The following is a 16681-nucleotide window of genomic DNA, read 5'->3' on the forward strand; positions in this document are numbered from 1 at the left end:
GGGGCGCCTCACGCGGCGCGGCGCCGCGTCGTGGCCCGGCGCAGCAGCAGCGCGACGAGCCGCCAGCCGAGGAGGAACACCGCGAGCACGATGCCCGCCACGATCACGAACGAGACCGCGATGCCCTGACCGGACGCCACCCGCAGCAGCATGCCGCCGACGAGGGTCACCGCCCACACGGGCAGGCCGGTGCGTCCGAGGGCGAACGGCGCCTTCCACCCCTGGGCGATCAGCCATCCCAGCACGAGGGCGGCGAGGAACGGCCAGGCCGTCGTCGCGAGCCCCGTCCAGACGTCGGAGTCGTGGCTGGCCCGGCCGACGGCGGCGAAGGTGATCACGAGCGCGACGTCGAGGGCGGCGGCGAGCAGGAGGGAGGCGGAACGCGACATGCCTCCATCCTCCTCCCCCGTCGCCGGGCTGCCGTCCGTCAGTTCAGCGCGCGTGTCCCCTCGGGGATCACCCCGTCGGCGTAGAGCTGGGCGGCGACGTCCTGGAACGCGGTCAGCGCGACGCGCTGCGTCAGCGGACCGTAGGAGATGCGGGCGACGCCGAGCTTCTCGTAGTCGGCGGCCGCGAGCGCGCCGGGCAGGCCGATCACGCTGACGGCGCGCTCGCCGATGCCCGCGACCAGCTGGGCGGTCGCGTCGGCGTCGAGCACGCCGGGAACGAACACCGAGGTCGCGCCCGCCTCGAGGAACGCGCGACCGCGGGCGATCGCGTCGGCGATCGACTCCGCCGGCGGGCGTTCTCCGCCGCGCACGATCGCGTCGGTGCGTGCGTTCAGCGCGAACGGCACGCCCTCGGCCTCGGCAGCGGCGACCGCGGCGGCGACCCGCGCGACCGACTCGTCGAAGGGGCGCAGGCGGTCTTCCATGTTGGCGCCGACGATCCCCACGCCGATGGCGCGGCGAACCGTCTCGCCGGGCTCGTCGTAACCGTCGTCCAGGTCGGCGCTGACCGGCACCTCGCCCGCGACGGACACGATGCGCCCAACCATGTCGAGCGTCGTCTCCAGCGGGATGGTGCCGTCGGCGTACCCGAAGGACGCCGCGATCGAGGGGCCGGCGGTGGCGAGGGCGCGGGTCTCGGGCAGCGCGAGCACCGCCTGCGCGGAGACGACGTCCCACACGTTCACGACGCGGAGGATCTCGGGGGCGGTGTACAGGTCGCGCAGGCGCTGAGCGCGGGCGGCCGTGGTGTCATCGGTCATGACCTCAGCCTGTCGCGCAGGGCGCCTCCTCGCCAGCTCTTGACAGCGGACCCACGGGGAATGCGCGCAGGAGGCATGGCTGTTGCCCCTCGCATGACAACAGTGGGAATCATCGGAGCAGGACACATCGGCAGCGCGCTCGCGGAGGGTCTCGTCGCCCGCGGGTACGACGTGGTGATCAGCAACTCGCGCGGCCCCGAGACGCTGGCCGGTCTCGTCGACCGTCTCGGCGGGCGCGCCCGCGCGGCGACCGCTGCGGAGGCCGCGGAGGCGGCGGACTGGGCCGTCGTCACGGTGCCGCTGAAGGCGATCGGCGACGTGCCGGCCGCACCCTTGGCCGGCAAGATCGTGCTCGACACCAACAACTACTACTGGGAGCGGGACGGTCGCATCGCCGCGCTCGAGGACAAGACCACGACCACCACCGCCCTCGTGCAGGACCATCTCGCGGGTGCACGCGTCGTGAAGGCGTTCAACCACATCCCCGCCGCCGACATCCTCACCACCGGCGCTCTCGCCGGCACGCCCGGCCGACGCGCCCTCGCGATCGCGAGCGACCACGCGGATGCCGCGGCACTCGCCACGGATCTCTACGACGCGTTCGGCTTCGACACCGTCGACATCGGCTCGGTCGCCGAGAGCTGGCGCGTCGAGCGCGACCAGCCGGCCTACGTCGTGCGCCAGGACGCCGACGAGCTGCGGGCGAACCTGGCGCGCGCGACGCGCTGATCCTCCCGCGGCGCGATCAGCGACCGACGATCTCGCCGGCGTTGTCGGCGATCCAGCTCATGAGCGGCAGGACGCGCTCCATGAGCTGGTCGCCGCGCGCGGTGAGGGCGTACTCGACGCGGGGCGGGACCTCCGGGTAGGCGGTGCGCACGACGAGCCCGTCGGCCTCGAGGGTTCGCAGCGTCGACGCCAGCATCTTCTCGCTGATGCCGTCGACGGCGCGCCGCAGCTCGCCCCAGCGGGCGGTGCCCTCGCTGAGCGCCAGCAGCACGAGGACGCCCCACTTGCTCATGACGTGGTCGAGGACCACCCGGGTCGGACAGTTCTCCGTGAACGCCTGATCGTTCTGGGTGCGTATTTCCGCAAGACTAACCATCACGTAGGTACCTTACGTGAAAGTGGGTACATGTTCTTCGGAATGTACTGATCCTCCGTATGGGTTCCCTCCCTCGGACCCCAACGAAAGGACCAACTCATGACCATCCTCGTCACCGGTGCCAGCGGGCACCTCGGCCACCTCGTCGTCGACGCGCTGCTGACGCGCGGCGCCACGGCATCCGACATCGTCGCCGGCGCGCGCTCCGTCGCCAAGCTCGACGACCTCGCCGCCCGCGGTGTGCGCACCGCGCACGTCGACTACGACGACCCCGCCACGATCGCCGCCGCCCTGGAGGGCGTCGACACCGTGCTGCTGATCTCGGCCTCCGAGGCCGGTCGCCGCTTCGCCGGGCACAAGAACGTCATCGACGCGGCCGTCGCCGCGGGCGTGCAGAAGTTCGTCTACACGAGCGTCTCGAAGGCGACCACGTTCGACTGGGCCCTCGGCGCCGAGCACAAGGCCACCGAGGAGGCGCTCGCGGCGAGCGGCCTGCCGACGGTGATCCTCCGCAACGACTGGTACACCGAGAACTACCTCACCGACCTCCAGCGCGCCGCCGACTCCGGTGTCATCGCCGCCTCCGTCGCCGACGGTCGCGTCGCCGCGGCCGCCCGGGCCGACTACGCCGAGGCCGCCGCCGTCGTGCTGCTCGAGGACGGCCACCTCGGCCAGGTGTACGAGCTCGCCGGCGACCGCAGCCTGGGCTACGACGACCTCGCGGCCGCGGCCGGCGAGGCGCTCGGCCGCGAGGTGGCGTACGTGCCGGTCTCGCGCGACGACTTCGTCGCGGCCCTTCAGGGCGCCGGTCTGGATGCCGGCACCGCCGAGTTCGTCGCGGGCATGGAGGACGGCATCCGCGGCGGTGTCCTCGCCGACACGGATGGCACGCTGGCGCGCCTCATCGGCCGCCCGACGACCCCGGTCGTCGACACCTTCCGCGCCGCCCTCGCGGGCTGAACGGACGGCTCGGGGCGGTCGGGTCCGCTCAGACGGGACGCCCGATCGCCTCGAGCCACCGCAGCCACAGCTCGCTGAGCGTGGGGTACGCCGGCACCGCGTGCCACAGCCGCGTCAGCGGCACCTCGCCGACGATCGCGATCGTCGCCGCCTGCAGCAGCTCCGCCGTGTCGGCTCCGACGAGCGTCGCCCCCACGAGCACGCCGCGGTCGGTGTCGACCACGGCGCGGGCCTGCCCACGGTAGTGCGCCGCGCGCGTGCTGGCACCGGCGATGTTGGCGAGATCGAGGTCGACGACGCGCGTCGCGAGCCCCTTCTCCTCGGCCTCCGCGGCGGTCAGTCCGACGGCCGCGACCTCGGGTGAGGTGAAGACGACCTGCGGCACGGCCGTGTGATCGGCCGTCGCGACGTGCGCACCCCACGGCGCGTCGTCCACCTCGCCGCCGCGGGCGCGCGCGGCGATGACGTCGCCGGCGGCGCGCGCCTGGTACTTGCCCTGATGCGTGAGCAGGGCGCGGTGGTTGACGTCGCCCACCGCGTACAGCCAGTCGCTGCCGCGCACGAGCATCGTGTCGTCGACGTCGAGCCACGACCCCGGTTCCCGTCCGGCGACCTCGAGGCCGACGTCGCCGGTGCGCGGGACGCGCCCGGTCGCGACGAGGATCTCGGATGCCGTCACCTCGCCGTCGGCGAGCGTCACCGTGACCGCGCCCGTCGCGGCATCCCGCGACACGGCCTGCGGGTGAGCGCCCGTGCGCACGTCCACGCCGTCGTCCCGGAGCGCCTGAGCGACCGCCTCCCCGGCGAACGGCTCCATCGAGCCCAGGAGCCCCGAGCGGGCGAGCACCGTGACCGTGCAGCCGAACGACGCGTACGCCGTCGCCATCTCGCACGCCACGACGCCGCCACCGAGGATCACGAGCGACTCCGGCACCTCCCGCACACCGGTCGCCTCGCGGGAGGTCCAGGGCGAGGCCGCGGCGAGCCCGGGGATGTCGGGCAGCAGCGCCGCCGACCCCGTGCACACCGCGACCGCGTGGCGGGCGCGGAGCACCGCGGCATCCGCACCGTCGCGCGCGACCGTCACCTCCTTCTCCGCGCTCAGGCGGCCGTGACCGCGGACGAGCGCGATGCCCGCACCGTCGAGCCACTCGACCTGGCCGGAGTCGTTCCAGTCGTGCACGATCTCGTCGCGGCGCGCGAGCACCGCGGCCACGTCGACCGGGCCGGCGGGCGGGCTCACGAGGGCCCCGGGCGCGTCGGCGGCGTCCGCGCGCGCGGCACCCGCGCGCAGCAGCACCTTCGAGGGCATGCACGCCCAGTACGAGCACTCCCCTCCGACCAGCTCCGACTCGACGATCGCGACCGTCAGTCCGCCCTGTACCGCCCGATCGGCGACGTTCTCGCCGACGGGTCCTGCTCCGATCACGATGAGGTCGTACTCTTGGACATCCATTCCTCACGCATACCGGACTGTGACGCCAGATTCCAGCCCCTTGTCGCCGTGTCGGGGGTATGTGGTTGGGTGGTTGAATCCGAGCCCGGAGGACGTATGGCGATCGAGTTCCGCTCCGTCACGAAGCGATTCGCTGACGGCACCGTCGCGGTGGACGACTTCAGCCTCGTCCTGCCCGCCCACAAGACGACGGTCTTCGTCGGCTCGTCCGGATGCGGCAAGACGACGCTCCTGCGCATGATCAACCGCCTCGTCGAGCCGACGAGCGGCGAGATCACGATCGACGGCGAATCGATCCGCGACCGCGATCCGGTGCAGCTGCGCCGGGGCATCGGCTACGTCCTGCAGAGCGCGGGGCTGCTGCCCCACTTCAGCGTCCTCGACAACGTCGCGACCGTCCCGATCCTCAACGGCACGCCCAAGAAGCAGGCGCGTGCGCGTGCGCTCGAGCTGCTCGACATCGTCGGACTCGATCGCGCGCTCGCCGACCGCTATCCCCGCCAGCTGTCCGGCGGCCAGCAGCAGCGCGTCGGCGTCGCGCGCGGACTCGCGGCCGATCCCAACATCCTGCTGATGGACGAGCCCTTCGGCGCGGTGGATCCCATCGTGCGCAAGGAGCTGCAGACCGAGACGCGTCGCCTGCAGCGCGACCTCGACAAGACGGTCGTCTTCGTCACGCACGACATCGACGAGGCGTTCCTCCTCGGCGACCAGGTCGTGATCCTCGAGAAGGGCGCGCACATCGCGCAGGTCGGCACGCCCGACGAGATCATCGAGAACCCCGCCAGCGCGTTCGTCGCCGAGTTCGTGGGGGTCGAGCGCGGATCGCGCGCGCTGACGCCGAAGAAGACCGCGCACGGCACGGTGCTCGTGGATGCCGCGGGCCGGGCACAGGGCGTGCTCGTCGACGGGGTGCCATGAACTGGGTCGCGAACAACCTCGATCTGATCGGCTCGCTGGCGCTCGCGCACCTGCGCCAGAGCGCGATCGCGATCGTCGCCGCCTTCGTCATCGCGCTCCCCCTCGGCTGGCTCGCCTGGCGGTACACGGCGCTGCGCGGGTCGGTGCTCACCACGATCGGGCTGCTGTACACGATCCCCTCACTGGGACTGTTCGCGCTGCTGTGGGCGGTCTTCGGCATCCCCTATCTCTCCGAGAGCAACCTCGTGATCGCGCTGACCGTCTACGGCGTGGCGATCATGACGCGCTCGGTCACCGATGGACTCGACTCCGTCGACGCCGCCACCCGCGACGCCGCGATCGCCGTCGGCTACGGCCCGTGGCGACGGTTCTGGACGGTCGACCTCCCGCTCGCCGGCCCGGTGCTGCTGGCCGGCCTGCGCGTCACCGCGACCTCCACGATCGCGCTCGCGACCGTCGGCATCCTCATCGGCGTCGAGAACCTCGGCTACCTCTTCACCAACGGGCTCCAGCGCCGGATCATCCCCGAGGTGCTGGCGGGCGTGGTGATCGTCGTGGTCATCGCGCTCGTCTTCGACCTCCTGCTCGTCCTCGCCGGACGCGTGCTCATGCCGTGGATGCCGCGACGCGACGGCAGCCGGGCCGAGCGCCGCGCACTGCGCCGTCTCGCCGCCCGTCGGCTCGACTCCGCGGAGGCCGCATGAATCTGTTCGCCGACGCCTTCGCGTGGATCTTCTCCCCCGACCGCCTCACCGGGTCGCTGCCCCTGCTCGAGGCGATCGCCCAGCACCTCGCCTTCACGTTCGGCTCGGTGCTCATCGCCGCACTGATCGCGATCCCTGCCGGGTGGGCCATCGGGCACACCGGCCGCGGGCGCGAGTTCGCCGTCGCCCTCTCGGGCGCCGCGCGCGCCATCCCCACGCTCGGACTCGTCGTGCTGCTCTACCTCCTCGTCGGCGTCGTCTACAAGAGCCAGGCCGCGGTCGTCGCGTTCGTGATCCTCGCGATCCCGTCGATCCTCGCGGGGGCCTACGCGGGGTTCGAGGCGATCGACCGCTCGACCATCTCCGCCGCGCGGGCCGTCGGCATGACCGGCCGCCAGATCCTGTGGAAGGTGGAGGTGCCCCTCGGTCTGCCCCTGCTGATCGGCGGCCTGCGCTCGGCCACACTGCAGGTGGTCGCCACCGTGACCATCGCCACCTACGTCGGCTTGGGCGGCCTCGGCTTCTACATCATCCAGGGCATCCAGCTGCGCGACACCGCCCAGATCCTCGGGGCCTCGATCCTCGTCGTCGTGCTGGCCCTCGTCCTCGACGGCGTGTTCGCCCTGCTGCAGCGCATCGTCGTCCCCCGCGGCGTCGCCGCCCGCACGGCGCGTTCGCGCCCCGTGGCCCGGGCCGCGACGGCATCCTGACCCTCCCTCCCACAGCACCCAACGAAAGGCACCTCTCATGTCCGCACTGCGCACCTCCCGTCTCGGAGCGCGGCTCGCCCTGGCGGCGACAGCGCTCACCGTGACCGCCCTCGCCCTCACCGGCTGCGGCTCCAGCAGCTCCCTCGAGCAGCCCGCCGCCACCGGCGACGCGACCGGCTCGGCCTCCACCATCACCATCGGCTCTCAGGCGTACTACTCCAACGAGGTCATCGCCGAGATCTACGCCCAGGCGCTCGAGGGCGCGGGCTACACGGTGGAGCGCAAGTTCAACATCGGCCAGCGCGACGCCATCGTGCCGTCGCTGCAGAACGGCACCATCTCGCTGACGCCGGAGTACACCGGCAACCTGCTGCAGTACTTCGACAAGAACACCACCGCCACCACCACCGAGGACGTCTACGCGGCACTCAAGAAGGCGCTGCCCGAGGGTCTCAGCGTCCTCGACCAGGCTTCGGCGACCGACCAGGACTCGTACAACGTGACCGCGGCCTTCGCCGCGGAGCACAACCTCACCTCGATCGCCGACCTGGCCAACGTCCCGAACCTCGTGCTCGGCGGGGCGCCCGAGCTCGAGCAGCGCCCCTACGGCCCCACCGGCCTGAAGGACAAGTACGGCGTCACCGTGAGCTTCAGCGCGACGGCGGACACCACGGTCGACGAGCTCGTCGCCGGCGGCGTCCAGCTCGCCGACGTCTACAGCGCCGACCCGAGCATCAAGACGAAGAACCTCGTCACGCTGGAAGACCCCAAGGGCCTCTTCCTCGCGTCGCACGTCGTCCCGCTCGTGAGCAGCTCGTTCCCCGCCGACGCGGCGGATGTCATCAACGCGGTCAACGCGAAGCTGACGCCCGAGGGCCTGGTCGCCCTCAACGTCGAGTCCAAGGTCGATCAGAAGTCGACGAAGGACATCGCCGCCGCCTGGCTGAAGGCCAACGGCCTGAGCTGAGGCGTCGGGCGTTTCGACTCGTCTGCGTTTCGACTCGTCGCTGCGCTCCTCGCTCAACGACCGGGCTACAAACTCCCGGTCGTTGAGCGAGCGCAGCGAGTCGAAACGCAGAGCGCAGCGAGTCGAAACGCCCCTCGCCCGTGGCGGCCGGAGCGGCGTCAGAACGACTGCAGGTTCGCCCGCAAGCCGCCGTCCGAGAGCTCGTCGCGGAGGATGCCGCGGCGACGCAGCACGGGAACCAGCTCGTCGAGCGTGCGGTGGATCGTCACGGGATGCAGGTCGCCCCACAGCAACACGCCGTCGTTTCCCCAGTCGCCGAGCTCCTCGATGAGGTCGGCGAACTCCTCCGCCGTACCGACGAAGCCCGACCGGTCCGAGATCCGCCCCAGCCGCGCGAGCGCGGTCAGGTGCGCGCGCAACGGCGCGGTCGCGGCATCCCGATCGCCGATGAGCCGACGCAGGGATCCCTGCGAGACGTGATCCGCGAACAGTCCCGCCGGCAGCGGCGCGTCGAGCTCGAGCGCGGTCAGATCGGTCTCCAGGTCGCTGGACTGGCGCTGCGCGATCAGGCGCAGCGCGTCGTCGTCGGGCCGCGCGGAGGCGGCGACCAGGCGATCGGCCTCCTCCGGCGACGACACGATCACCGGTGAGATGGCGAACATCACCGTCACATCCGACGGCGCACGCCCGCGCTCCACCGCGGCGGCGTGGATCTTCGCGCGGTACGCGCGGACGCTCTGCTCGGTGAGCGGAGCGAGCGCCAACTGGATGTCGGAGTTCGCCCCCGCGAACGCGAGCCCGCGGCCCGACCCGCCCGGAGAGGCGATCACCGGCTCCCCGCGGGTGAAGGGCACGGCGTTGAGCGGACCGTCGAAGGCGAAGTACTCGCCGCGGTGGCGGACGGCGTCGAGCCGGGTGCCATCGGCGTAGACGCCGGTCGCGGCATCGCGCACGAGAGCGCCCTCCCCCCACGAGTTCCACAGCTCCCGCAGACCGGCCAGCCATTCCTCCGCGCGGTCGTAGGAGGCGTCGTGGCCCAGCGGCGCGGCATCGCCGAAATGGCGCGCACTGCCGGTGTCGGTCACGACGTTCAGCCCCAGCCGGTCGCCGCTCAGGTGCTGCAGCGTGGCGAACTGGCGGGCCGCGGTGTAGGGCAGGTACGCGGCGGGGTTGACCGTCGGGATCACGCCGAGGCGCTGCGTCGCCTGGAAGAGGTAGGGGGCGAGCAGCAGCGGGTCGAGCTTGGGACCGCCGAAGGCGTGACGGATGCGCAGGTCGATCGTGTCCGGCGACCCGAGCGAGGGCGCGTCCTCGATGAGCACGAACTCGAACCCCGCGCGCTCGAGCTCGCGGACGGACTGCTGATACAGCTCGGGCCGCGTCCAGTCCCAGTTCCAGTCCAGGTACGGATGACCCCACCCGTGCGGCCCGAAGCCGCGCGCGAGGAACCAGCCGAAGTGCTGCGGACGCGTCATGCCAGGACCGCGACCGGCACGTCGCTGGCGACGGTGAGCGCGTGCGACAGGTCGTCGATGAGGTCGGCGGCGTCCTCGATGCCGATCGACACGCGCAGCGTGCCGTCGTGCACGCCCACGGCGGCGCGCTCGGCATCCGTGAGCGCGGCGTGCGACGTGGATGCCGGGTGCAGCACCAGCGACCGCACGTCGCCGAGGTGGGTCATGTGGGTGAAGACCTCCAGGGCCTCGACGAACGCGCGGGCCGTGTCGGCGTCGCCGTGGAGCGTGAAGCTGAACACGGATCCGAAGCCGTCCGGGAGGTCGCGCAGCGCGAGATGGTGGTCGCGGTGGGCGGGGAGCCCGACGTAGTCGACGGAGGCCACCTCCGGACGTCCCGCCAACCACTGCGCGACCGCGAGCGCGTTCGCGCTCTGCCGCTCGACGCGCAGGCTCAGCGTCTCGATGCCCTGCCCGATCAGGAAGGCGTTCAGCGGCGACGGCGTGGGACCGAACCGGGGAGCGACGGCCTCGCGCGCATACGCGATCCGCGCATCGCCGCCCACCCGCTCGAACACGCTCGGGACACCGCCGCGACCGGGCGCCGTCAGATGCGGGTAGAACCGTCCGAGGCTGGTCTCGTCGAGGCGACCGCTGTCGACGATCGCTCCCCCCAGCACGCTGCCGTGCCCGGCGAGGAACTTGCTCGCCGAGTGGACGACGACGTCGGCGCCGAGCTCCAGCGGACGGACGAGGTACGGGGTGGCGAACGTGTTGTCGATGACCAGGGCGATCCCGTGGCGGTGCGCGAGGTCGGCGAGCGCCGGGATGTCGACGAGGCGGTTGCTGGCGTTCGAGATGGACTCGGCGAACAGCACGCGCGTGGTGGGCAGGATCGCGGCCTCCCACGCCTCGAGGTCGTCGATCTCGGAGACGAAGGTCGTCGTGATGCCCAACCGCGAGAGGTTGTCGCGCAGCAGGCCCCGGGTGCCCTCGTACACGTGCGTCGAGGACACGACGTGCTGGCCCGCCTCGAGCAGTCCGAGCAAGGCGACCGTGGTGGCGGCCTGGCCGCTCGCGAGCAGGAGCGCCTGCGACCCGCCCTCGAGGGCGGCGAGGGTGTGCTCGACGGCGTCGACGGTCGGATTGCCGATGCGCGTGTAGGCGTAGCCCTCGCCGCGACCGAAGTGCGCGGCCGCGTCGTCGTACTCGCCGAACTCGAAACCGGCGGTCAGGTAGATGGGCGTCGCGCGGGACGTCGCGATCCGGGCGTCGCCGTCGCGGCGTGCGCGCTCGTGCACCTGTCGGGTCGCGAATCCTCGCCTGCTCATGGCGTCCTCCTGTCCGCGCCGACGGCTCGGGACGCGTCGACGTCCCCATCGTCTCGGGACGGCGCGGTCACGGGCGAATCGCGTTTCGTCGTGTGACGCGTCGCGCGTCAGCCGTACGCGGCATCCCAGCGTCGCAGCGCACGCAGCGCGAGGAAGGTGACCCACTTCGACGGCTCGCCCACGGCGACGTCGAGCGGGAACCAGACGTCGCCGGCGAAGTGATGGCCCTGGAGCCACGTGCCGTCGGGGCGGCGGGCGGCGCGCACGATCGCGATGCTGTCGGCGGCGCGGGGATCGGGCGGGATGCCGTCGTGCATCGCAGCGGCCGTCACGTGGTCGATCGCCTTGAGCGCGGTGAAGGGCGCCCGGTAAGGATGGACGATGACGTCGGTCCACGGCCCGACCTGCTCCCCCGTCGACAGGCGGGTGCGCAGGCGGCGTGCGAGCAGGTACTCCTCGCCCCGCCGGCGCGAGGCCGCGAGGGAGGCGTCACCGGTGAGCTGCTCGTAGGCGAGGAGTCCGCGGACGGCGTTGATCGTCGAGTGGAACGACGACCGCACCGAACCGTCGACCCATTCGCAGTTCCACCCGCCGTCGGCGAGCTGGTGCGCGGGAAACCACGCCGCCAGCGCCGACATGTCGCGCCCCAGCCACGCGCCGTTGGCGAGCGTCATGGCGTTGATGCACACGTCGACCTCACCGTCCCAGTAGGGCAGATCGTCGTACTCCCACCGGGCGCTGCGTTCCAGCCGATCGGCGGTGTCTCCGAGCGCGCCCGCATCGGTGCCCCACTCGCGGAGGGTCGTCAGGGTCCAGGTGGTCGCGGTGTACGGCTGGCCGGGCGTCTGACCCTGCGTGTCGACGTCGAAGTCGGCGGGAAAGAACGCTCCCCCCGCCCACCGGCCGTCGGCATCCTGGTGCGCGAGCAGGCGCGCACCGTCGCCCTCGACGGCGATCCGCGACCGCGTGCGCGCCCACACGTCCTCCGGCAGATCGAGCAGGTCGCGCTGCACCTGCCATCGCAACGTGGGGTCTGAATCCAGCAGCCAGTCACGGACGGCGTCGTCGATCATGCGGCCCCGCTCCTCTCACCGCGCCCGCTGCACGGGCACACCCAGCCATCCGGCGAGGTCGTCGATCTCGGCATCCACCATCTCGCGCTCCTCCGGCTCCAGCGGCGTGAACTCGTGCACGGCGGTGACGACGAGGTTCTCCTTCTTCTTGTCGAGCTCGGCGTCGAGCAGCCCCACGAAACCGTCGCCGATGAGGATGGGATGCGCGAAGTATCCGTACCGGCGCTGCGCCTTCGGCTTGAACTGCTCGAGCACGAACTCGAACGCGAAGAGCTCGGTCAGGCGCGGACGGTCGAAGAGCATGCCGTCGTAGGGGTTGAGGATCGCGACGCGACCGCCGGCGTCGTCGTCGAGAGCCGCCAGCGCCGCCGGATCGACGCGCCACGACCACGACGAGCCCTCGACGGTCGCGGGCTCCCCCGCCATCCCCACCGGGGTCCACCGGGACTTCTGGCGGGCGATGCCGGCCGCCTGCAGCCGGCGCTCCTCGAGCAGCGCCGTCGCCTCGTCGGGGTCGATCACAGGGACGTCGGCGTACACGCGTTCGCCGAGGTCCCACACGCGCTGGCGGCCCTCCCGACGGACGACCGCGGTCTCGCCGATGTACGACAGCAGGTCGAGCATCCTGGGCACCTGGTTCGAGCCGTACCAGCCGGCCTCGTCTTTGTGTGCGACCTGGCTGGTGTCGTCGATCTGACCGGCCAGCAGCGGGCCGTCGGCGCGGAGGCGCGCGATCACGTCGGCGCGGAAGCGCGCGTTGGCCTCCAGCCAGCCCGCCGCCTGCGCGCGGAAGACCCGAGCGCGCATCCGCGCGAGCATCGCGGGCAGCAGGGATGCCGCGTGGAACTGGCCGTCGAATTCGAACAGCGCCCGGTCGTCCTCGACCGCCTTCACGAGCTGACCGGGCTCGTAGCCCCAGCCGATGCGGCTGAACGGGATCGTCTGCTCGGCGGGCGCGATCGTGGCCGTCGGGTCGATCTTGATGGACCCGAGCTGCTCGCCGACCTCGACCACGTCTCCGGGACGATCGGCGTCGAGCAGCTGCGCCCGCACGGCGATGCGGCGCGCCTGCTCCCGGCTCAGGTGATGCATGCCGCCACGGTACCCGCCGCATCCGACACCGCGCAGCCCGGGGGCTCACATGTCGGTGGGCGTCCACTCCGAGACCTCGTCGAGCTCGGCGACCTCGTCGGCCGTGAGCTCCACACGACCGCCGTCGAGCAGATCGGCGACCTGCGACAGCTTCGACGCCGACGCGATCGGGGCGACGACGGTCGGCTTCGCGCGCAGCCAGCCGAGGGCGGTCGCGGCGATCGAGACGTCGTGGGCCGTGCCGATGCGCTCCAGCACCTGGATGATCTGCAGGCCCTGCGGGGTCGCGTACACCGCGGCGCCCTGCGCGCGCGGGGTGTCGTGGGCCGCGGCATCCGTCGAGCGGTACTTGCCCGTCAGGAAGCCCTTCGCGAGCGAGAAGTAGGGCACCAGCGACAGGCCGAACTCCTCGGCGACCGGCACGATGTCGTCCTCGGTCTCGCGGTGCACGAGGTTGTAGTGCGGCTGGATCGCGACCGGCTCGGCGACGCCCAGCTCACGGGCGATGCGCACCCACTCGCGGATGCGGTCGGCCGAGTAGTTCGACACGGCGGTGTAGCGGACGAGGCCGTCGGACACCAGCTGGCCGAAGGCCGCGACCGTCTCTTCCAACGGCGTCTCGGCGTCGTCGAAGTGGGCGTAATAGAGGTCGATCGACTCGACGCCGAGCCGCTCGAGCGACGCCTCCGCGGCGGCGCGCACGGTGGATGCCGCGAGCCCTTTGAACTGCGGATGCTGGCTGACCTTCGTCGCGACGGTGACGTCGCCGTGGCCGCGCTCGGCCAGCCAGGCACCGATGATCGTCTCGCTCTCGCCGCCGCTGTGGCCGGGAGCCCAGGCGCTGTAGGAGTCGGCGGTGTCGATGAAGGTGCCGCCGCCGGCGTGGAACGCGTCGAGGATGCGGAAGGACTCCTCGCGGTCGGCCGTCCAGCCGAACACGTTGCCGCCGAGGGCGAGGGGGAAGACGTCGATGTCGGTGTGCGCGATGCGGGTCATACATCGATCCAACCACCGCCGTGGCGGACGTGTTCCGCGCATTCCGATCTGTTGCAGGGCCGGACGCGTACGCTGGAGGGGTGAGTATCGGGAACGGCCCCCGCCGTGCGGGCCAGAGGGAGGTCATCGGCGAGCTCTTCGCCGATGAGAGGTGACGTCGCCCCGGCGCCGTGAGCCGCGTCTCGCACGCGGCCGGCGCTGATCGTCGACCTTCCGTCACGGATGCCGCCGCGGCATCCGCCTTCGCACGACTCTCACCGAAGGGCATGCTCATGCACGCACTCACCGAAGCGCAGATCCGCGCCTCGCTCATCAACGTCACCCAGTCCGAACGCCGCAGCCTCACCCTGCCGTCCGACTTCCCGGACACGGACTGGGACTCCCGGCAGTTCTACGGCACCCGCGACCGCAAGCTGGCGCTGGTCGGCTACGTCGTCGTCGAGCTCGACGGCGAGCCCACCGGCCTGCTGCTGCGCCAGGCCGACACCCGGCCGAAGAGCCGCGCGCAATGCTCGTGGTGCGCCGACATCCACCTGCCGAACGACGTGCTGCTGTTCACCGCGAAGCGCGTGGGTGACGCCGGACGCCGCGGCGACACGGTCGGCACGCTCGCGTGCGACCGCTTCCAGTGCAACGACAACGCGCGCCGTCGTCCCGCGTCGGCCTACGTCGGGTTCGACGTGGAAGCCGCGCGCGCGGCGCGCATCGCCGCGCTGCGCGCGAACGTCGAGGCGTTCGTCCGCAGCGTGCGCGACGGGCGATAGAGGCGGACCTACGGCGGCCGCGACATCCATTCAGTGGAATGGATGCGGGAAGCGTAACGTTGCCCCCATCATGCAACGCTTCGGAACCCTCTCCTTCGGCCACTACGGCCCGCTCGGCGGCGGGCGCGAGCTCACCGCCGGCGACATGCTGCACCAGGCGATCGACCTCGCGCAGGGCATGGACGACCTCGGCGTCAACGGCGTCGCGGTGCGCGTGCACCACTTCGCGCGCCAGCAGGCCGCCCCCATGCCGCTGCTGTCGGCGATGGCCGCCAAGACGAAGCGGATCGAGGTGGGCACCGGCGTCATCGACATGCGCTACGAGAACCCGCTCTACCTCGCCGAGGAGGCCGCCGCCGTCGACCTCATCTCCGACGGGCGCCTGGCGCTCGGCGTGAGCCGCGGCTCACCCGAGACGGTCGTGCGCGGCTACGAGAAGTTCGGCTACACCGGGGCAGACCCCCGCGGGGCCGACCTCGCCCGCGAGCACATGGACCTCTTCCTCCGCGCGATCGACGGCGAGGGCCTCGCCGAGCGCGACGCGAACTCCCCGTTCGGCGGCGGCCACGGCCTGCAGCGCATCGAGCCGCATTCGCCCGGGCTGCGCTCGCGCGTGTGGTGGGGCGCGGGCTCGCGTGACACGGCCGAGTGGGCGGGGCGCACGGGCCTCAACCTCATGTCCTCGACCCTCGTCACCGAGGCGGACGGCCGCCCCTTCGACATCCTGCAGGCCGAGCAGATCGACCGCTTCCGCGCCGCCTGGGCCGAGGCCGGGCACGCCGGCACGCCCCGCGTCTCGGTGAGCCGCTCCGTGTTCCCGATCACGACCGCGGAGGACGAGCTGTACTTCGGCCACAGCCAGGAGGGCGACGGCATCGGCTACATCGACGGCTTCCGCTCGACCTTCGGCAAGACCTACGCCGCGGCGCCCGACGTGCTCGTCGAGCAGCTGCGACAGGATGCCGCGGTCATGTCCGCCGACACCCTCATGCTCACCATCCCCAGCCAGCTGGGTGTGGAGTTCAACCTGCGGATCATCGAGTCCTTCGCCCGCCACGTCGCCCCGGCGCTCGGCTGGCAGTCCACCCTCGCCTCCGCGTAGGGAGCGGATGCGGAGGAACGCATCGGATTCGGACGGCGGATGCCACGGCATCCGAATCCGGTGCGCGTCTCCGCAGACGGGCATGACGTCCGGATCGGCGATTGACGCCGCGACGGGGATGATCGACGCTGGTGACCATGAGCCGCGTCCGCCTCGACCTGAACATCTCCCTCGACGGTTTCGCCACCACCACCGACCAGACGCCCGAGAACCCGTTCGGTGAGGACTGGATGCGGCTGACGCGGGACTACACGGCGACCCGCACCTTCCGCGAGCGCGTGCTGCACGACTCGTCGGGCGCCGGCACGACCGGCGTCGACGACCGCTACGCGATGCGCTACTTCGCCGACCTGGGCGCGGAGATCATGGGCGCCGGCATGTTCGGTCTGCACGAGCACGGCGACGACCCCGAGTGGCGCGGCTGGTGGGGCGAGGAGCCGCCCTTCCGCATCCCCGTGTTCGTCCTCACCCACACACCCCGGGCATCGATCGAGATGGCCAACGGCACGAGCTTCCACTTCCTCGACGCGAGCCCGCACGACGCCCTGGCCCGGGCGCGCGCCGTCGCCGGCGGCGGCGACATCCGCATCGGCGGTGGGGCCACCACGGCGCGCGACTTCCTCGACGAAGGGCTCGTGGACGACATCCACGTGGCGGTCGTGCCGATCCTGCTGGGCCGCGGCATCCGCCTGTGGGACGACCTCCGCGGGCTGGAGAACGGCTACCGCGTGACGTCGGAAGCGGCCGAGAGCGGCGTGACCCACATCACCTTCAGCCGACCGCCGGAGTGACCTCGCGCCGCCGTCGGTGCCGGACGGACGATGAAGGCGACCGCC

At 71.9% G+C, this 16681-nt stretch carries 18 protein-coding genes; 9 read left to right on the top strand and 9 right to left on the bottom strand.

Going from position 1 to position 16681, the window contains the following annotated elements; all coding sequences use genetic code 11:
* Positions 1 to 8 precede the first annotated feature (8 nt).
* The gene (locus tag AC6CQV_RS10320; RefSeq protein ID WP_060959988.1) at positions 9 to 389 is read right to left on the bottom strand and encodes a DUF3054 domain-containing protein; all 381 of its coding nucleotides are present in this window, start codon (positions 387 to 389) and stop codon (positions 9 to 11) included.
* A gap of 38 nt (positions 390 to 427) precedes the next feature.
* On the bottom strand, positions 428 to 1210 hold the full coding sequence (locus AC6CQV_RS10325) for an isocitrate lyase/PEP mutase family protein (RefSeq protein ID WP_498259414.1): 783 nt from the start codon (positions 1208 to 1210) through the stop codon (positions 428 to 430).
* 93 nt (positions 1211 to 1303) lie between these two features.
* On the opposite strand from AC6CQV_RS10325, the gene AC6CQV_RS10330 reads away from it, so the two are divergent.
* Positions 1304 to 1939, top strand: coding sequence for an NADPH-dependent F420 reductase (locus AC6CQV_RS10330; RefSeq protein WP_498259415.1), 636 nt, complete (start codon positions 1304 to 1306; stop codon positions 1937 to 1939).
* A gap of 16 nt (positions 1940 to 1955) precedes the next feature.
* Here AC6CQV_RS10330 and AC6CQV_RS10335 read toward each other — a convergent pair whose 3' ends face one another.
* Complete coding sequence (locus AC6CQV_RS10335; RefSeq protein ID WP_060959985.1) at positions 1956 to 2315, bottom strand: winged helix-turn-helix transcriptional regulator; 360 nt, start codon at positions 2313 to 2315, stop codon at positions 1956 to 1958.
* Positions 2316 to 2414: 99 nt separating this feature from the next.
* Between AC6CQV_RS10335 and AC6CQV_RS10340 the strand changes: the two genes are divergently transcribed.
* Positions 2415 to 3275 (top strand): NmrA family NAD(P)-binding protein, encoded by an 861-nt coding sequence (locus AC6CQV_RS10340; protein WP_061782336.1) that lies wholly within the window; start codon positions 2415 to 2417, stop codon positions 3273 to 3275.
* A 28-nt stretch (positions 3276 to 3303) separates the two neighbouring features.
* Here the strand turns inward: AC6CQV_RS10340 and AC6CQV_RS10345 are convergent, their stop codons facing one another.
* A complete protein-coding gene (locus AC6CQV_RS10345) occupies positions 3304 to 4731 on the bottom strand; it encodes a dihydrolipoyl dehydrogenase family protein (protein ID WP_498259416.1) in 1428 nt (475 codons plus the stop codon).
* A gap of 96 nt (positions 4732 to 4827) precedes the next feature.
* Here AC6CQV_RS10345 and AC6CQV_RS10350 point away from each other — a divergent pair, with 96 nt between their 5' ends.
* From AC6CQV_RS10350 to AC6CQV_RS10365, 4 genes are read left to right on the top strand one after another with little or no spacing between them, the layout of a single operon-like run.
* Complete coding sequence (locus AC6CQV_RS10350; protein ID WP_060959983.1) at positions 4828 to 5652, top strand: ABC transporter ATP-binding protein; 825 nt, start codon at positions 4828 to 4830, stop codon at positions 5650 to 5652.
* Positions 5649 to 6356, top strand: coding sequence for an ABC transporter permease (locus AC6CQV_RS10355; RefSeq protein WP_060959982.1), 708 nt, complete (start codon positions 5649 to 5651; stop codon positions 6354 to 6356). Before AC6CQV_RS10350 ends, AC6CQV_RS10355 begins: the two co-directional genes overlap by 4 nt.
* Positions 6353 to 7066, top strand: a complete 714-nt coding sequence (locus AC6CQV_RS10360) for an ABC transporter permease (RefSeq protein ID WP_498259417.1) — start codon at positions 6353 to 6355, stop codon at positions 7064 to 7066. The genes AC6CQV_RS10355 and AC6CQV_RS10360 overlap by 4 nt, the downstream gene beginning before the upstream one ends.
* Positions 7067 to 7103: 37 nt before the next feature.
* Positions 7104 to 8033 (top strand): ABC transporter substrate-binding protein, encoded by a 930-nt coding sequence (locus AC6CQV_RS10365; RefSeq protein WP_060959980.1) that lies wholly within the window; start codon positions 7104 to 7106, stop codon positions 8031 to 8033.
* A gap of 158 nt (positions 8034 to 8191) precedes the next feature.
* Here the strand turns inward: AC6CQV_RS10365 and AC6CQV_RS10370 are convergent, their stop codons facing one another.
* The 5 genes from AC6CQV_RS10370 to AC6CQV_RS10390 all read right to left on the bottom strand — a co-directional run bounded on the left by AC6CQV_RS10370 (position 8192) and on the right by AC6CQV_RS10390 (position 13979).
* Positions 8192 to 9508: an LLM class flavin-dependent oxidoreductase gene (locus AC6CQV_RS10370; RefSeq protein ID WP_498259418.1), complete on the bottom strand. Its 1317-nt coding sequence runs from the start codon at positions 9506 to 9508 to the stop codon at positions 8192 to 8194.
* The gene (locus tag AC6CQV_RS10375) at positions 9505 to 10818 is read right to left on the bottom strand and encodes an O-acetylhomoserine aminocarboxypropyltransferase/cysteine synthase family protein (RefSeq protein ID WP_205282415.1); all 1314 of its coding nucleotides are present in this window, start codon (positions 10816 to 10818) and stop codon (positions 9505 to 9507) included. Before AC6CQV_RS10375 ends, AC6CQV_RS10370 begins: the two co-directional genes overlap by 4 nt.
* Positions 10819 to 10925: 107 nt before the next feature.
* Positions 10926 to 11891: a squalene cyclase gene (locus tag AC6CQV_RS10380; RefSeq protein ID WP_498259419.1), complete on the bottom strand. Its 966-nt coding sequence runs from the start codon at positions 11889 to 11891 to the stop codon at positions 10926 to 10928.
* A gap of 15 nt (positions 11892 to 11906) precedes the next feature.
* Complete coding sequence (locus AC6CQV_RS10385) at positions 11907 to 12983, bottom strand: DNA glycosylase AlkZ-like family protein (protein WP_498259420.1); 1077 nt, start codon at positions 12981 to 12983, stop codon at positions 11907 to 11909.
* A 45-nt stretch (positions 12984 to 13028) separates the two neighbouring features.
* Positions 13029 to 13979, bottom strand: coding sequence for an aldo/keto reductase (locus AC6CQV_RS10390; RefSeq protein WP_060959975.1), 951 nt, complete (start codon positions 13977 to 13979; stop codon positions 13029 to 13031).
* A gap of 272 nt (positions 13980 to 14251) precedes the next feature.
* Between AC6CQV_RS10390 and AC6CQV_RS10395 the strand changes: the two genes are divergently transcribed.
* From AC6CQV_RS10395 to AC6CQV_RS10405, 3 genes are all read left to right on the top strand, one after another.
* Positions 14252 to 14743 carry an FBP domain-containing protein gene (locus AC6CQV_RS10395; RefSeq protein WP_498259421.1) on the top strand — a complete coding sequence of 164 codons (492 nt, stop codon included), beginning with the start codon at positions 14252 to 14254 and terminating at the stop codon, positions 14741 to 14743.
* Between the two features lie 70 nt (positions 14744 to 14813).
* Positions 14814 to 15845, top strand: coding sequence for an LLM class flavin-dependent oxidoreductase (locus tag AC6CQV_RS10400; RefSeq protein ID WP_191008022.1), 1032 nt, complete (start codon positions 14814 to 14816; stop codon positions 15843 to 15845).
* Between the two features lie 137 nt (positions 15846 to 15982).
* On the top strand, positions 15983 to 16636 hold the full coding sequence (locus AC6CQV_RS10405; RefSeq protein ID WP_061782334.1) for a dihydrofolate reductase family protein: 654 nt from the start codon (positions 15983 to 15985) through the stop codon (positions 16634 to 16636).
* Positions 16637 to 16681 lie beyond the last annotated feature (45 nt).

The organism is Microbacterium sp. EG9 (assembly GCF_059759475.1).

Bases quoted from the DNA above. Each gene is read 5' to 3' on its own strand.
- AC6CQV_RS10385 (WP_498259420.1), bottom strand. From the start codon at position 12,983: ATGCATCACCTGAGCCGGGAGCAGGCGCGCCGCATCGCCGTGCGGGCG.
- AC6CQV_RS10375 (WP_205282415.1), bottom strand. From the start codon at position 10,818: ATGAGCAGGCGAGGATTCGCGACCCGACAGGTGCACGAGCGCGCACGC.
- AC6CQV_RS10395 (WP_498259421.1), top strand. From the start codon at position 14,252: ATGCACGCACTCACCGAAGCGCAGATCCGCGCCTCGCTCATCAACGTC.
- AC6CQV_RS10405 (WP_061782334.1), top strand. From the start codon at position 15,983: ATGAGCCGCGTCCGCCTCGACCTGAACATCTCCCTCGACGGTTTCGCC.
- AC6CQV_RS10350 (WP_060959983.1), top strand. From the start codon at position 4,828: ATGGCGATCGAGTTCCGCTCCGTCACGAAGCGATTCGCTGACGGCACC.
- AC6CQV_RS10400 (WP_191008022.1), top strand. From the start codon at position 14,814: ATGCAACGCTTCGGAACCCTCTCCTTCGGCCACTACGGCCCGCTCGGC.
- AC6CQV_RS10370 (WP_498259418.1), bottom strand. From the start codon at position 9,508: ATGACGCGTCCGCAGCACTTCGGCTGGTTCCTCGCGCGCGGCTTCGGG.
- AC6CQV_RS10380 (WP_498259419.1), bottom strand. From the start codon at position 11,891: ATGATCGACGACGCCGTCCGTGACTGGCTGCTGGATTCAGACCCCACG.
- AC6CQV_RS10365 (WP_060959980.1), top strand. From the start codon at position 7,104: ATGTCCGCACTGCGCACCTCCCGTCTCGGAGCGCGGCTCGCCCTGGCG.
- AC6CQV_RS10320 (WP_060959988.1), bottom strand. From the start codon at position 389: ATGTCGCGTTCCGCCTCCCTCCTGCTCGCCGCCGCCCTCGACGTCGCG.
- AC6CQV_RS10340 (WP_061782336.1), top strand. From the start codon at position 2,415: ATGACCATCCTCGTCACCGGTGCCAGCGGGCACCTCGGCCACCTCGTC.
- AC6CQV_RS10325 (WP_498259414.1), bottom strand. From the start codon at position 1,210: ATGACCGATGACACCACGGCCGCCCGCGCTCAGCGCCTGCGCGACCTG.
- AC6CQV_RS10355 (WP_060959982.1), top strand. From the start codon at position 5,649: ATGAACTGGGTCGCGAACAACCTCGATCTGATCGGCTCGCTGGCGCTC.
- AC6CQV_RS10335 (WP_060959985.1), bottom strand. From the start codon at position 2,315: ATGGTTAGTCTTGCGGAAATACGCACCCAGAACGATCAGGCGTTCACG.
- AC6CQV_RS10360 (WP_498259417.1), top strand. From the start codon at position 6,353: ATGAATCTGTTCGCCGACGCCTTCGCGTGGATCTTCTCCCCCGACCGC.
- AC6CQV_RS10345 (WP_498259416.1), bottom strand. From the start codon at position 4,731: ATGGATGTCCAAGAGTACGACCTCATCGTGATCGGAGCAGGACCCGTC.
- AC6CQV_RS10330 (WP_498259415.1), top strand. From the start codon at position 1,304: ATGACAACAGTGGGAATCATCGGAGCAGGACACATCGGCAGCGCGCTC.
- AC6CQV_RS10390 (WP_060959975.1), bottom strand. From the start codon at position 13,979: ATGACCCGCATCGCGCACACCGACATCGACGTCTTCCCCCTCGCCCTC.